This is a genomic window from Brucella pituitosa (assembly GCF_965577835.1).
GTDB lineage: Bacteria > Pseudomonadota > Alphaproteobacteria > Rhizobiales > Rhizobiaceae > Brucella > Brucella pituitosa.
Genome location: NZ_OZ264092.1, coordinates 1,681,748 through 1,696,739, shown reverse-complemented (window position 1 = coordinate 1,696,739; position 14,992 = coordinate 1,681,748). Strand labels below are relative to the sequence as shown.

The window sequence follows — 14,992 nt, the reverse complement described above, 5'->3', positions numbered from 1 at the left end:
ACGAGCAGTGAAATTGTCGCGACTGCAATTGTTTTATACAAAGTCACAAAATACCTCTCACCAAATTCACAATCATCAATGTCTGAGGCTTAGCGGTATCGGACGGCCTCGAAAATCGTGAGATATAGCGACAGAAATAGTGCACCTTAAAAATGACAAAGCCGCCGTTCTTTCGTGAACGGCGGCTTTGTCAGCTTAATAAGTCAAAATCAGGCAGCGTTAGACGCTGGCTGTGATGTCAGGAATGAATAAAGCGCCTGCGCGTCATGTGTTCCGCGCAGCTTTGCCACTGTGTCGGCATCGCGCAACATGCGCGCAATGCGTGACAGGGCTTTCAAGTGATCCGCGCCAGCGTTTTCCGGTGCCAGAAGCAGAAAGACGAGATCGACGGGCTGATCGTCCAGTGCTTCAAAATCCACTGGAGTTTCAAGGCGCGCAAAAATTCCTGCAATCTTGTCGATGCTTGCCAACTTGCCATGCGGAATGGCAACGCCGTTGCCAACCCCGGTGGAACCGAGGCGTTCACGCTGGAGAATTGTTTCGAAAACTTCACGCTCAGGGAGACCGGTCAGTTCCGCAGCCTTTTCAGACAATATCTGCAAAAGCTGCTTTTTGGAGCTGGCTTTCAGCGCAGGGATAATCGCCCCTGGCTGAATCAGATCACTAAGATCCATTCTCTCCGTTCCTTCTTCAATCAGGCCATCGTTGGCCCGGTTTAGGGAAGCGCACGACAGCGGAAAACTGCGTGCGCTTCAGGTTTGCCGTCAAGCGCGGGGAGCGGCCTGGCGGGTAACCGTCGATGGATCAACCCAGCCAATATTGCCGTCCGCACGACGGTAGACGATATTTACTTCATCATTGCCCGCATTGCGGAAGACCAGGACCGGGTTTTCGATCAGGTCAAGTTCCACAACCGCCGACGCAACCGAAAGGGTGCGAAGGGCGACAGACGATTCCGCAACGATAGTCGGTGCGTAATCAACCGGAAGGTCCTCCTCTTCTTCCGGCAGCGGTGCCATAACACGATATGCCACATCATCATAGATCGCATTTGGTGCAGTCGCTGGACGCGATTTCAAACGGCGCTTATAACGACGCAACCGTGTTTCAATCTTGTCCGCAGCCGCATCGAACGCCAATTGCGGGTCCTGTGCATCCCCGGTGCTCTGCAAGGTAGCACCACTATCGAGATGCAAAGTGCAATCTGCGCTATAGCGCGATCCGGACTTGGTGACCGTTACCTGCCCGGAAAAGCCATGATCAAAATATTTGCCGACAGCTTCATTAACCCGATCGATAATCCGGGCCGTGAAAGCTTCACCGACGTCCATATGCTTTCCAGATACACGCAGAGTCATTTGGTACACCTCATTTGCGTTACACAACAGGACGTAGTCTAACCATAAGGCGAGCGAAGCGCAAAGCGAACCAGCATCAAATATGCTTTTCGTCCTGTGCTTATTTTAGCCCCGCTGCACACATTCAGACTAAGTGTCGAAACACTGTTCAGAATGCGCTCTTTATCGCGACTATTCGAGTAATTTCCCCATCATATGTTTTCACAACACATGCCTGGAATGCTCGCTGCACATCGTTCTTTTATGTAACGCTGGAAACGCAGAAGCGTTTCCCGAAATATTACCTTACCTTTCGTTTAGAACACATCTCAATCCGATTGGATCCAGTCAGCGCTCTAGTTATTCGTTTCTAAGCATCTCTTATCCGAAAATTACTTCACACCTTTCACGATGCGCTCAATAATCAGACACCGGTATTCCGGTCTATGCGGATGCATATCTTAATGCGAGCGGGGCTTCTATTGACTGAAACGTCAATTGTCAATTGCACCTTCTTCCAGCAACAAGGAATGCAATACGCCCAATTTCCTCTATAAGATTGAATTTCACGCGTTCAGGGTAATACTGTTTCAAAAACCGGTATCGATCCGGTCGTTTCCGAATGTGTATATTAGCGCGCACGCAACTTCATGCTGCGGAAACATCATTCAACGGGCCAATAATCTGGCTTTTTTCTCGCGTCTGCGCTGTACTGAAGAAGCAATATTCATCGATTCCCGATATTTTGCGACAGTTCTGCGCGCAATATCCACACCGTCCTTCTTCAAGGCTTCGACGATTGCATCATCTGATAATACATCATCCGGCTTTTCCGCGTCGATCATCTGACGGATACGATGGCGCACACTTTCGGATGAATGGGCATCACCACCTTCGGAAGAGGCAATGGATGCGTTGAAGAAATAGCGCAATTCAAACACGCCACGCGGCGTTGCCATGAATTTGTTGGCTGTTACGCGGCTGATGGTTGATTCATGCATACCAACGGCATCGGCAACGGTGCGCAGATTCAACGGCTTGAGGTGGGTGACGCCGTGTCTGAGGAACCCGTCCTGCTGACGCACGATTTCCTGCGTCACTTTCAGGATCGTACGCGCCCGCTGATCGAGGCTGCGCACCAGCCAGTTGGCCGATTGCATGCAATCAGACAGAAATGTCTTTTCCTCGCCTTTAATCGAAGTGTTCACTTCTGCATAATATTCGTTGTTCACGATAAGACGCGGCTGGGCTGCCGGGTTAAGCTCGATCCCCCAGGTTCCATCGCGCGCTGCGGCAACCAGCACATCGGGAATGATCACATCAGCAACCGAAACCTCGAACTGGGTTCCAGGCTTGGGATCAAGCATTCTGATCTCGGTCAGCATGTCGAGAATGTCGGACTGATCGACACCGCAAAGCTTTTTAAGCGTTGCGAAATCACGGCGCGCAAGCAGATCAAGATTATCGATGAGCGCTTCCATGGCCGGATCAAACCGGTCCTTGAGACGGAGCTGAATTGCCAGGCACTCACGCAGATCGCGCGCGAAAAGCCCCGCCGGATCAAAGCTTTGCATTTCACGCAGAATGCGTTCGACATGTACGGTTTCAACGCCGAGATTCTGCGCAAGCAAAGAGACATCAGCGCGCAGATAACCGCTTTCATCCAGCGCATCTGCCAAGGCCGTTGCGATAAAGCGATCAGCCGGTGTGGAAAACGTCAGCGCTATTTGCTCGGCGACATGTTCGCTCAGCGATACACGGCTTGCCGTTACCTGATCTATGTCGTAGCTGCCGCCCGCACTATATGTCTCGCCAGCGGAGGTGTTCCACTGTGCAGCCAGGTCGACATGTGCATCGTCGCTGCGACCGGGATCATCGGGAAAGATATTTTCAAGCGAACTATCGAATGTCGAAGAGAGATTTTGTGCATCATCGACAGCCCCGGTTTTGAACCAGTCTTCATCCGCAGATGCGTCTGATGTGCCTGCATCGTCGCTCTCGCGCTCACTCTGACTCTGGGGCTCAGCGTCTGCAAAATCATCATTCGCTGCCTCTATTCTGTCCAGCAGCGGATTCTTTTCAATCTCGAGATCAATAAACTGGTCCAGCTCGATATGCGTCATCTGCAGCAGCTTGATCGACTGCATCAGTTGAGGCGTCATCACCAGCGATTGCGACTGGCGAAAATCAAGCTTCGGCGAAAGGGCCATGCGTTATTTTATTCCCCCACTTCCCTGACAGCATATTTTAAGCTGGCAAACCGCTTGTTCCTGAATTGTTTTCAATTAAAGCGTGCAAGACATCAAAACTGGTATGAACCTTGCTTGTCAATTCTGAATGTGCATTTTTTCATGAAAAGGGGAAAATAGTCGCAAGAATGTGGCGACTGTTGAGGCAGTCGTCGCGGCTTATATGGGAAAAAGGAAAGCGGTTTCCGCAAATCTGCGGAAATCCGAAAAATCAGAGCGTAAACTGATCGCCGAGGTAAAGTCTGCGAACGTCTGGGTTGGCGACGATTTCAGCAGGACGACCATGCGTCAGAACCTGACCAGCATGAATAATGTAAGCGCGGTCGATCAGACCGAGCGTTTCACGAACATTATGGTCAGTGATAAGAACGCCAATACCACGGCTGGTCAGATGACGCACAAGTTGCTGGATGTCAGAAACGGCAATCGGGTCAACACCGGCGAAGGGTTCGTCGAGCAGCATGAAATTCGGGCGCGATGCCAGCGCACGCGCGATTTCCAGACGACGACGTTCACCACCCGAAAGGGAGATGGCCGGGGCCTTGCGCAGATGCGCGATATGAAATTCTTCAAGGAGCGCGTCGAGTTCGGTAGCCCGCTTCTTGCGGTCTTTTTCGACGACTTCCAGCACGGCCTTGATGTTATTCTCAACCGAAAGACCGCGAAAAATCGATGCTTCCTGCGGCAGATAGCCAATACCAAGACGTGAGCGGCGGTACATCGGCATCGATGTTACGTCGTAACCATCGATTTCAATGGCACCCGCATCAGCGGGAACAAGGCCTGTCACCATGTAGAAACAGGTTGTCTTACCGGCACCGTTTGGACCAAGAATACCCACAGCTTCGCCAGCGCGCACTCCAAACGACACACCGTTGACGACCTGTCGTCCGCGATAACTTTTGCAAAGGCCACGAGCAACCAGCGTCCCTTTGAGACGGGTCGCTTTGCCGGGCTGCGATGGCATCATACCATCCGCACCCTCAAGAACGGCTGCATTGTCAGACATGCCTTGCTGCTCGTCGGCTTTCTTGTTCCAGAACAATCCCACGCGCGCTCCGGTTAATTCGATTTGGGCGCAGCACCGCCCTGCTTCTGTTGATCCTGCGGCGCCATAATAATGGATACACGGCCCTTGCTCTGACCCTTGCAGCTTTCAAGGAAAGCCTTGCCGGTGCTCATATTGGCCGTGAGCTTGCAGCCGGTCGCAACATTATCACCGTCGGTCAGCACAACCTTCTGGCCCTGCAAGACCATGACCTGGCTCTTGCCATCATAGTTTCCAGTGTCACCGGTTGCGACCTGAGTGCCAGACTTGAGGTAAACCTTGCCGCTGATTTCGAGACGATCAATACCGGACCCACTCAGACCAGCAGTACCACCAGCAGCCTGACCGCCTTCACCCTGCGAATCCTTGTTGTAATAAACGATCATCTTGCCGGACTTCAAAAGCGCGTCGCCCTGCACCACGGAGACATTGCCGGTGAAGATGGCCTTGCCTTCCTTGTCGAGCATTTCGAGCTTGTCAGCGTCGATCTTGATCGGATCCTTGCCACCAGAAAGCTTGAGGCTGCCAAATGGCACCTGCTGGCTGTCCTGGGCCAGAGCGGAGAGCGGCGCAACAACGAGGCCAAGCGCCAAAGCTGCAAATCCCATCCGCAAAGTGCGGGTCTTCATGCTCTTGTTCATCTTGCCCGTCTCGCGTTCCATTACTCTCCAGCTCCCCTACACTTCCTGTTTCAGGAATCAGGTCGAGCACATCAAATCCCTGCCCGACGCATAAATCTGCCCGAAAAGTCTATCAACCTTTCAGACCTACACCTCAAGCCATAATCATTCGACCCCGATCTTAAACTTAACGCAGCCAGATAGAAATATCTGACTGCGCAGAAAAGAAAACGAAGCCCGCAGAACCTGCGTCAGACAATAGCTGTCAAAGCGCATGCGCTTTACAGCTTTAATTCAGGGCGTGTTGTTGCCCGAAACTGCGCCGCCGTCAATCACAACGCGCACCTTGTTTTCAAAGATCACGATCTTGCCGTTCTCCTTGATCTGCATGCTGTCAGCACTGATCTGCGTGCTGCCGTTACGAATATCGACAGGCTTGTCCGTCGTAATCTGACCGCTCTTCAGATTGACATCCGCAGAGCGCATGACGGCATGCAAGCCTTCATTCGTCGTAACAGTAAAATCCTTATCAAGTTGCAAACGGCCGTTCGCATTATCATAAACGCCGGAAGCAGCCTCTACCTTGGCGCTACCATTGTCACCAACCGGCAACTCGGCAGAAATGCCTTCAAGCGCAATTGCGCCACTGTTTTTGGCGTCCTGCACGGCCTTTGCCGCAACCATCGAGTAAGGACGATTGTCTTTGGTATAACCGTTGAGCTGTGGATTGCTCATCACAAGCTTGCCACTCTCGCCGCCGTTATTCACTTCGACCTTCACAGGAGCGGCCGGTGTGGCCAGAAACGTGTACCAGGAAAAGACAGCAGCAAGTGCAATTGCAGCAACAGGCAAAGCAGTTTTAAGAACACGCACGCGGATCGAATGACGCTGTGCAGCTTTAAAAAGCGAAGCTGCCTTTTCAGACGCTCCAAAATGCATGCCACCGCCGTTGGACGCCGCGGAAGCGGAACCCTGCGAAGCATGGATATGTGGTGTGTCAGCGCTCATTTTGTCTTTCGATTACTCAATCTATTGTCGGCTATTGTCGGCTATTATCCGGCAGTTTTTAATGTCGCTTTATTGCTCAACTGTTTACAGAAGCATCAAGCAAGAAACTTTTTCATGCAGTGCTATCTTGGCTCAATGCGGTTTATTTGGGGTGCAATACCCTGACACTCAAGTCTAATACACGTCACAAAACACCGCACCTGCCATGCAAAAATGACATGAACACTGCGGAAACACCAAAAACTGGCTTTTCTTCAGTCCTTTAGCAACAAAGCGCCGATCACTTCATTGTTAACATACAACTGATTTTGATTATAGTCTTGGCAAGTTCCAAGCAAAATCATCGAGGGAGCTTGCAGCCTTCCCCTCTCGCCGGTCATAGATTAAAGAACATCGACTGCACTTCGTTTTGAAGAAATGGATGGATGAGGATGGCTCAGGACGCCGAAGCACTGATCGAAAGACGCAAGCTGCGCAGAAAGCTCACAGTTTGGCGCATCGCTTTTCTGCTTTTGCTGGCGGCCCTGATTGCAGGAGTCGCTTCCTATTCCATGAGAGGCACCAATTATGCAACGCCGCACGTCGCGAAGGTTCGCATCGAAGGCACGATCTTCGAAAATGAAGAATTGTTGAAGCGTCTTAACAAGATCGCCGATGATGATGCAGTCAAGGGCGTGATCCTGATCCTCGATTCACCCGGCGGAACCACGGTCGGGGGCGAATCAATCTACGAAGCAGTACGGAAAATTGCCAAAAAGAAGCCGGTCGTAACTCAGGTCGGGACACTTGCAGCATCGGCTGGCTATATGATTGCCAGCGCATCAGACCACATTGTGGCGCGTCAAACGTCGATTGTCGGCTCGATTGGCGTGTTGTTCCAGTATCCCGATCTTTCCAAACTTCTCGACACCATTGGCGTAAAAGTTGAAACCATCAAATCGTCGCCATTGAAGGCAGAACCGAACTATTTCAGTCCGGCAAGCGACGAAGCCAAAGCCATGATCCGCAACATGATCATGGATTCCTATGACTGGTTCGTCGGAATTGTTCAGGAACGGCGTTCTTTCACGCGTGAAGAAGCCCTGGCTTTGGCCAATGGTGCGGTCTTTACGGGACGTCAGGCGCTGGAAAAGAAGCTGATTGATGGCCTTGGCGGCGAGGAAGAGGCCGTTGCCTGGCTCACAAGCAAGGGCGTTTCCAAGGATTTGCCGAAGCTTGAATGGAAGCCTGTCAGCAGCGACACCGGTTTTTCTCTGCGTGATCTGATTATTCATGCCGGAGCGCGTCTTCTTGGCGTGCCACAAGAGGCTGATGCCATGTTGAAGGAAATCGCCAGGGATCGTATCTTCCTTGACGGACTTCTTTCGGTTTGGCACGTTGACGGAACGCCGGGCATCACCCCGGCAAATAAATGAGTCTTTCACCGGACAGATATAAACACAGGGGTTTAAAGCCGTGATTAAATCGGAACTCGTTCAGGTTATCGCCAGCCGTAATCCGCATCTTTTCCAGCGCGATGTCGAAAACATCGTTGGCGCGGTTTTTGAAGAGATCACCAATGCCCTTGCTGATGGCAATCGCGTGGAATTACGCGGCTTTGGCGCTTTCTCTGTGAAAAACCGTCCAGCACGCAGCGGTCGCAATCCACGGACGGGCGATACGGTAGACGTTGAAGAAAAGTGGGTGCCGTTCTTCAAGACCGGCAAAGAACTCCGCGACCGTCTCAACGGCGCCATCTGATCGATCGTCATGGTGGCAAAGCGCGTTGTAACAATTGTCATTCTGGTGCCATTGGCGGTCATTCTGATCGCTCTTTCGGTCGCCAACCGGGAAACGGTTGGCCTGACAATTGATCCATTCAATCCCGGCAATCCTGCGCTGACCTATCAGGCACCGCTGTTTATCTGGCTGTTTGGCGCGCTTATCCTTGGCGCTTTGATCGGCGCTGCCGTTACATGGCTAACGCAAGGCAAGCATCGCCGCCGGGAACGCCGCTATAAAAAAGAAGCATCTGAGCTTCTGGAACGTGCGGAATCGGCGGAAAAGCGCCATGTGCCGAGCACGGTTTCCAAAGCCTGATAGCAGCACTTTTTCTTTTTCACTTTCGTTCCTGCATTATTTGGCCTACCTACAGGCCAAATAATAAGCGGAGTTTCGGGTGAAGGCGCCAAAAGGAAAAGGCAAAAAGCCGACAGGCAATAAAGAGCAGCGTGGCTTCGGTCGCGCAAAGCATGATGAGCCGCGCTCGGCTGCCAAGCATGGAAGCAAGCCCGACGATAAGGGCTCGTTCTTCAAAAAGCCGCGTCCGCAATTTGCCAAGACTCCTGTAAAACCTGCTGAAGAAAAGCATATTGCGGCGCCTCTGCGTGAGATCAAAGCTTACGAAGGCGAGCGTCCCGGCGAACGCACGCCAGTTATCCTCGAAACCGAGCCGTCGGACGATTATGCATTGCTAGACAGCGGTGACGGTCTCAAGCTCGAACAATACGGCCCTTATCGCATCGTGCGCCCGGAAGGTCAGGCAATCTGGCTTCCGAGCCTACCGAAAAGCGAATGGGACAAGGCCGACGCGGTCTTTACCGGTAATACCGATGAAGAAGGCATGGGACGCTGGGCATTTCCGAAACTGCAACCCGGTCAGACTCTGGGTGAAACATGGCCGATGCAGCATGACGGCATTTCGTTTCACGGCCGTTTCACTTCGTTCCGCCATGTTGGTGTGTTCCCGGAGCAGGCAGCACACTGGTCCTATATGGATGAGCTGATCCGTAATGCAGCCAAATCGGGCCGCACGGTGAAAGTGCTCAATCTGTTCGGCTATACTGGTGTTGCCTCCTTGGTTGCAGCCCGTGCAGGTGCTGAAGTCACCCATGTCGATGCTTCCAAGAAAGCAATCGTCTGGGCGCGTGAAAATCAGGAAATGGCGGGGCTTTCCGAAAAGCCAATCCGCTGGATTTGCGAAGACGCGATGAAGTTTGTGCAGCGCGAAGAGCGCCGCGGAAGCTTCTACGACATTATCCTGCTTGATCCGCCCGCCTATGGTCGCGGCCCGAACGGAGAAGTCTGGCAGTTGTTCGAACATCTGCCAGCCATGGTCGATACCTGTCGCTCAATCCTCACGCCAAACGCCTTAGCAGTCATCCTGACTGCCTATTCGATCCGCGCTTCCTTTTTCGCCATTCACGAACTGGTCCGCGACCGTTTCACCGGCCTTGGCGGTATGGTCGAATCAGGTGAACTTATTCTGCGCGAACGCTCAGCCAAGCGTGCGCTTTCCACATCCATGTTCAGCCGCTGGGTAGCAAAATGAGCCGAAACGACGATTTCTCCAGAAGCGGCAATCATCCAACCGGATCACGTGTAGGTCAGGTGAAGGAAGTCACAAGCCTCACCAATCCGATTGTCAAAGATCTGCGCTCGCTTGCGCTTAAAAAATTCCGCGATCAGCAGGGCGTGTTTCTGGCAGAAGGCCTGAAGCTCGTCATTGATGCCTTTGAACAGGACTGGCGCATCAAGACGCTTGTGTTTGCCAAGTCCGGCAAGGGCAACAAAATGGTCGAGCAGGTTGCAGCGCGGACCTTCGCCAAGGGCGGACTGGTGCTGGAAGTAACCGAAAAGATCATGGCTGCCATCACTCGCCGCGATAATCCGCAGATGGTGGTTGGCGTTTTCGAGCAGCAGTATCAGCAGCTTTCAAGCCTCAAGCCAAAGGGCAACGATGTTTACATCGCGCTCGACCGCGTGCGCGATCCGGGAAACTTGGGCACAGTTATCCGCACGGCTGATGCAGTCGGGGCAAAAGGCGTGATCCTGATCGGCGACACCACCGACCCCTATTCGCTGGAAACCGTTCGCGCCACGATGGGATCGGTCTTCTCGGTGCCGCTTTATAAGGTGACGGAAACCGAGTTTCTCAACTGGCGCAAGGGCTTTTCCGGCCTCATCGTCGGCACGCATCTTAAAGGTGCTGTCGATTATCGCACCATTCCTTATGCCAAGAAGCCAGTCATATTGATGATGGGCAATGAGCAGCAAGGCCTGCCGGATGCTCTGGCAGAGACATGCGACAAGCTCGCACGCATCCCGCAGGCTGGCCGTGCAGACTCGCTCAATCTGGCGATTGCAACCGGCGTCATGCTTTATGAAATTCGCCGCGAGGCACTCACTCTCGATGAAAGAGCCAGCGGATGAAGCGTCATGCGGTTTTGTCCTCGTTTCTCGTAGTCATTATCGCAGTCCTGATCGATCAGGGCGTCAAGTTTCTGGTCGAAACCCGTATGGGCTATGGGCAGCAGATTGATCTGCTGCCATTCCTCGCGCTGTTCCGCACACACAATGAAGGCATCGCCTTCTCAATGCTGGCATGGCTGCATGACTGGGGCCTGGTCGCGATCACCGCAGCCGTCATCCTTTTTGTGCTCTACCTCTGGTGGACAAACCCGTCTGAACGCATCTTTGCGCGCTATGGATTTGCGCTTGTGGTCGGCGGTGCCATTGGCAACCTCATCGATCGTGTCATGCATGGCTATGTGGTCGATTACATTCTGTTCCATCTGCCGACATGGTCATTCGCCGTTTTCAATCTGGCTGATACCTTTATCACCATTGGTGCAGCGCTTATCATTCTGGAAGAGTTTCTCGGTTGGCGACGCGAGCGGGCGGCGCGCTAGAGCTCTTTTTTGCCCCCAATCCGAAACGCTTGATCAGACTCAAGCTTTCCCCTATTTTGACTATGAAATTTAACTGATTTTTGAAGGGGATAAGCTTCACCCACCCCAAATGACACATTGGTGACACGGTTCTGTCATCCTCGCGTAGCACTGAATCTGTATTGCTGCGGTCAGATTGGACGTCATGTCCACGCAACCAGACCGTAAGAGAATCGGAATTGGTTAGCTCCAGCTGAAATATCAGTCGGAAAACCGTTCAGGAATGCGTGAACAACAGGATCAGGAGCGAATCATCATGTCAGTACTGCTTGGAATGGGCCAGCAAATCATTGATGATACGGTCATGTCGGGCATAGAAGCACAACCAACGCTCTTCACATCCGCAAGCGACCCCATTGTTCTGGGGCGTATCGGGTCACTGGAAGTACGACTTGCAAATTCTCGCGATGCGATTGACGCCGCGCAGGAACTGCGGTTCCGCGTCTTCTTTGAAGAAATGGGCGCACGCAAGGAAACCATCGAAGAAGTAGAACTTCGCGATTCTGATCGCTTCGATGCCATCTGCGATCATCTTCTGGTTTATGATACCTCGTTGCCGGTTCCCGAGCATCAGCAAATCGTAGGTACCTATCGCCTGATGCGCAGCGATCAGGCTGAAAAGGCGCTCGGTTTCTACTCGGCCGATGAATATGACGTGCAGCGTCTGGCGCTTTCACGTCCAAACCTCAAGCTTCTTGAACTTGGTCGCTCCTGTGTTAAGGCAGAATACCGCTCCAAGCGCACGGTCGAGCTTTTGTGGCAAGGGGCATGGGCCTATTGCCGCCGTCATTCCATTGACGTGATGTTTGGCTGTGCGTCGTTCCACGGTGCTGTGCCTGCCGCACATGCTCTGGGCCTGTCCTTCTTGCACCAGAACTGCCGTGCAACACCTGACTGGGATGTACGCGCGCTGCCGCATCGCTATCAGCCGATGGACTTGATGCCAAAGGAAGCGATCAACACCAAGGTTGCACTCTTCTCGATGCCGCCACTGGTGAAAGGCTATCTGCGCCTCGGCGCGATGATCGGCGATGGCGCGGTGATCGATGAAGCCTTCGGTACCACGGATGTGTTCATCATCCTGCCGATTGAGCGCATTTCCAGCCGTTACATCACCTATTACGGCGCTGACGCGAATAGGTTCGTATAAAAGAAAAGGCGAAGCACCAGCTTCGCCTTTCTAACTTCATGCCCTGCCTGCCAGCTCTTTCAGCTTATAAATCAGCTCAAGCGCCTCACGCGGCGTTAGCTCATCCGGGCTGATCGCCGCAATGGCCTTCCCCAATTCGCTATCCTTTGCGGCGCCCCGTGGCTTTGGCTTCTCTTGTTGAAGCACAACGGAAAACAGTGGCAGATCGTCGATCAGTTTGTCGGCTTTGCCTGATGTTTCACCAGCTTCAAGCTGATGCAAAACATCGCGCGCGCGATTGACGACAGCTTCAGGCAGACCGGCAAGGCGCGCAACCTGCACACCGTATGACCGATCAGCTGCACCCTTTGCCACTTCATGCAGGAAGACAACGTCATTGTCCCATTCCTTGACCCGCATGGTGACATTGGACAGCCGGTCGAGCTTTTCCGACAGCGCCGTCATTTCATGGAAATGCGTGGCAAAAAGTGCGCGGCAGCGGTTTTTTTCATGCAGATATTCCACGGCCGCCCACGCAATGGAAAGCCCGTCAAAGGTTGCCGTTCCACGACCAATCTCATCGAGAATGACCAGTGAACGTTCGCCTGCCTGATTGAGAATGGCCGCTGTTTCGACCATTTCCACCATGAAGGTCGAACGGCCCCGCGCCAGATCATCCGATGCACCGACGCGGCTGAACAGCCTGTCCACCACACCGATCTGTGCGGAACCCGCAGGCACAAACGATCCCATCTGCGCCATGATCGCGATCAGCGCATTCTGGCGCAGGAATGTCGATTTACCGCCCATATTGGGACCGGTAAGCAGCCAGATCGCACCATTACCCCCGTCTGATTGTGGAGAAAGATCGCAATCATTGGCCACAAAAGGATTGGCCGCCTGACGGCGCAACGCCTGTTCGACCACCGGATGGCGACCGGCGATGATGTTGAATGACAGGCTGTCATCGACCAGCGGGCGGCAATAGCCCTGCTCATCGGCAAGAACAGCAAGAGAAGCGGAAACATCAAACACGCTGAGTGCCGCTGCGGCAGCACGGATGCTATCCGCGTGGCTGACTGCTTCCGCAGTGAGTTCCTCGAAAATTGCCAATTCTATCGACAACGCCCGGTCAGCCGCATTAGCGATCTTGCTTTCAAGTGCCGCCAGTTCCGTGGTGGTGAAGCGCATGGCGTTCGCCATTGTCTGCCGATGGATGAAACGGCCCTTGGCAGCATCTGTGTCGGTCATTGCGCCAGAATTATTCGCCGTCACCTCAATGAAATAACCAAGCACATTATTATGCTTGATTTTCAGCGATTTGATTCCGGTTTCCTCGATATAATCCGCCTGAAGTCCGGCTATCACGCGGCGAGACTGATCGCGCAGCGCACGCATCTCGTCGAGCTCTGTGTTGTAGCCCTGACGCACGAAACCACCGTCGCGCTTCAAAAGCGGCATTTCATCGGCCAGGGTCCGATCGAGATGGGCTGCAAAGCTTGCCGGTATTGTCTCAATCGCGTCACAGGCAGAGCGGAGTTCATCAGGCAGAAGTGCGCCTTCGAGAAGCGAGCCAATGCCACTGGCTGCTTCAAAGCCGCGCTGCAGGGCACCCAGATCGCGCGGACCACCGCGACCGACCGCCAGACGCGAGAGCGCACGCGGCATATCAGGCACGCCTTTAAGTTCAAGCCGCATCGCGTCGGAGAGCGATTGTTCGCGCAGGAACCATGAAACGGAATCATGGCGCAGCGCGATTTCTGCCGGGTTCGTAAGCGGCGCTGTCAGACGTTCGGCAAGAAGACGCGCGCCGCCACCGGTCACGGTTCGATCAATCGCTTTCAGTAGACTGCCTTCGCGATTGCCGGACATGGTACGTGCCAGTTCAAGACTGGCACGGGTGGCGGGATCGATGAAAATCGTGCCGCCTTCCTGCTCGCGTTCAGGTCGCATCAAAGGCGGACGCTCTGAAATCTGCGTCTTTTCGATATAGGCAATCGCACCGGAAATGGCCGAAAGCTCAGAACGGCTGAACTGACCAAAACCATCCAGTGTCGCGACATTGAAATAGCGCTGAATGCGCGCCTCTGCTGCCCCACTGTCAAACAGCGTTGCAGGCTGCGGAGACACAGCTTTGCCGATCAGATCAAAAACAGGACGAAGATCTGCATCATGGAATGCTGTGTCGGCCACGATCAGCTCACGCGGGTCGACACGCATGATATCGGCAAAAAGCCGGTCTTCGGCTGTTTCGGCGACACGGAAAGTGCCTGTTGAAATGTCGATCCAGGCGAGTGCCAGCGCGCCATCACCTTTGGTGCGGCCGAGCGTCATAAGGAAGTTTGCCTCGGACGGGTCAAGCAGCTTTTCTTCGGTGATCGTGCCGGGCGTTACCAGCCGGATCACGTCACGGCGAACGACCGATTTCGAGCCACGCTTCTTCGCTTCGGCCGGATCTTCGACCTGCTCACAGACGGCGACCCGATAGCCCTTGGCAATCAGCTTCTGCAAATAGTCATCGGATGCGTGGAACGGCACACCACACATTGGAATGTCTTCGCCCAGGTGCTTACCACGTTTGGTGAGCGTAATGCCCAGCGCGCGTGACGCTTCCACCGCATCATCGAAGAACAGCTCGTAGAAATCGCCCATGCGATAGAAGAGCAGCGAATCAACATTCGCGGCTTTGATCTCGATATATTGCTCCATCATGGGCGTGAGGCGAACAGCGGTTTCCTGCACAGCGCTTTCATCTGCCTGTGGGTTATTGTCGCCTGCTTTCGATTCCATACTGAAGCCTTCGTTTATTGCTCATTTAAATCGTTTAAAGTCATAAAGTTTCACAACTCATCACTTTTGGATCAACATCTGTTCCAATATGCACTGTTTACA

The 14,992-nt window shown here is 53.3% G+C and carries 14 protein-coding genes; 7 read left to right on the top strand and 7 right to left on the bottom strand.

Going from position 1 to position 14,992, the window contains the following annotated elements; all coding sequences use genetic code 11:
- Positions 1 to 209 precede the first annotated feature (209 nt).
- The 6 genes from ptsN to lptC all read right to left on the bottom strand — a co-directional run bounded on the left by ptsN (position 210) and on the right by lptC (position 6,262).
- Entirely contained in the window at positions 210 to 674 is a 465-nt protein-coding gene (gene ptsN, locus ACSME1_RS08110) for a PTS IIA-like nitrogen regulatory protein PtsN (protein WP_024898162.1), read from the bottom strand.
- Positions 675 to 764: 90 nt separating this feature from the next.
- Entirely contained in the window at positions 765 to 1,358 is a 594-nt protein-coding gene (gene hpf / locus ACSME1_RS08105) for a ribosome hibernation-promoting factor, HPF/YfiA family (RefSeq protein WP_024898163.1), read from the bottom strand.
- Between the two features lie 647 nt (positions 1,359 to 2,005).
- A complete protein-coding gene (gene rpoN / locus ACSME1_RS08100; RefSeq protein WP_105705473.1) occupies positions 2,006 to 3,547 on the bottom strand; it encodes an RNA polymerase factor sigma-54 in 1,542 nt (513 codons plus the stop codon).
- A gap of 250 nt (positions 3,548 to 3,797) precedes the next feature.
- A complete protein-coding gene (gene lptB, locus ACSME1_RS08095; protein WP_024898165.1) occupies positions 3,798 to 4,637 on the bottom strand; it encodes an LPS export ABC transporter ATP-binding protein in 840 nt (279 codons plus the stop codon).
- An 11-nt stretch (positions 4,638 to 4,648) separates the two neighbouring features.
- A complete protein-coding gene (locus ACSME1_RS08090; protein ID WP_024898166.1) occupies positions 4,649 to 5,296 on the bottom strand; it encodes an LptA/OstA family protein in 648 nt (215 codons plus the stop codon).
- Between the two features lie 252 nt (positions 5,297 to 5,548).
- Complete coding sequence (lptC, locus tag ACSME1_RS08085) at positions 5,549 to 6,262, bottom strand: LPS export ABC transporter periplasmic protein LptC (RefSeq protein WP_024898167.1); 714 nt, start codon at positions 6,260 to 6,262, stop codon at positions 5,549 to 5,551.
- 431 nt (positions 6,263 to 6,693) lie between these two features.
- Between lptC and sppA the strand changes: the two genes are divergently transcribed.
- From sppA to ACSME1_RS08050, 7 genes are all read left to right on the top strand, one after another.
- Positions 6,694 to 7,677: a signal peptide peptidase SppA gene (gene sppA, locus ACSME1_RS08080; protein ID WP_024898168.1), complete on the top strand. Its 984-nt coding sequence runs from the start codon at positions 6,694 to 6,696 to the stop codon at positions 7,675 to 7,677.
- A 40-nt stretch (positions 7,678 to 7,717) separates the two neighbouring features.
- Positions 7,718 to 8,002: an integration host factor subunit beta gene (locus tag ACSME1_RS08075; RefSeq protein WP_007873253.1), complete on the top strand. Its 285-nt coding sequence runs from the start codon at positions 7,718 to 7,720 to the stop codon at positions 8,000 to 8,002.
- 9 nt (positions 8,003 to 8,011) lie between these two features.
- Positions 8,012 to 8,341 carry a lipopolysaccharide assembly protein LapA domain-containing protein gene (locus ACSME1_RS08070; RefSeq protein ID WP_024898169.1) on the top strand — a complete coding sequence of 110 codons (330 nt, stop codon included), beginning with the start codon at positions 8,012 to 8,014 and terminating at the stop codon, positions 8,339 to 8,341.
- Positions 8,342 to 8,420: 79 nt separating this feature from the next.
- Complete coding sequence (locus ACSME1_RS08065; protein WP_024898170.1) at positions 8,421 to 9,572, top strand: class I SAM-dependent methyltransferase; 1,152 nt, start codon at positions 8,421 to 8,423, stop codon at positions 9,570 to 9,572.
- On the top strand, positions 9,569 to 10,453 hold the full coding sequence (locus tag ACSME1_RS08060; RefSeq protein WP_024898171.1) for a TrmH family RNA methyltransferase: 885 nt from the start codon (positions 9,569 to 9,571) through the stop codon (positions 10,451 to 10,453). Before ACSME1_RS08065 ends, ACSME1_RS08060 begins: the two co-directional genes overlap by 4 nt.
- A complete protein-coding gene (gene lspA, locus ACSME1_RS08055; RefSeq protein ID WP_024898172.1) occupies positions 10,450 to 10,932 on the top strand; it encodes a signal peptidase II in 483 nt (160 codons plus the stop codon). The genes ACSME1_RS08060 and lspA overlap by 4 nt, the downstream gene beginning before the upstream one ends.
- A 295-nt stretch (positions 10,933 to 11,227) precedes the next feature.
- Positions 11,228 to 12,121, top strand: coding sequence for a GNAT family N-acetyltransferase (locus ACSME1_RS08050; RefSeq protein ID WP_024898173.1), 894 nt, complete (start codon positions 11,228 to 11,230; stop codon positions 12,119 to 12,121).
- A gap of 36 nt (positions 12,122 to 12,157) precedes the next feature.
- On the opposite strand, the gene mutS is transcribed toward ACSME1_RS08050, so the two are convergent.
- On the bottom strand, positions 12,158 to 14,890 hold the full coding sequence (mutS, locus tag ACSME1_RS08045; RefSeq protein WP_024898174.1) for a DNA mismatch repair protein MutS: 2,733 nt from the start codon (positions 14,888 to 14,890) through the stop codon (positions 12,158 to 12,160).
- Between the last annotated feature and the right edge of the window lie 102 nt (positions 14,891 to 14,992).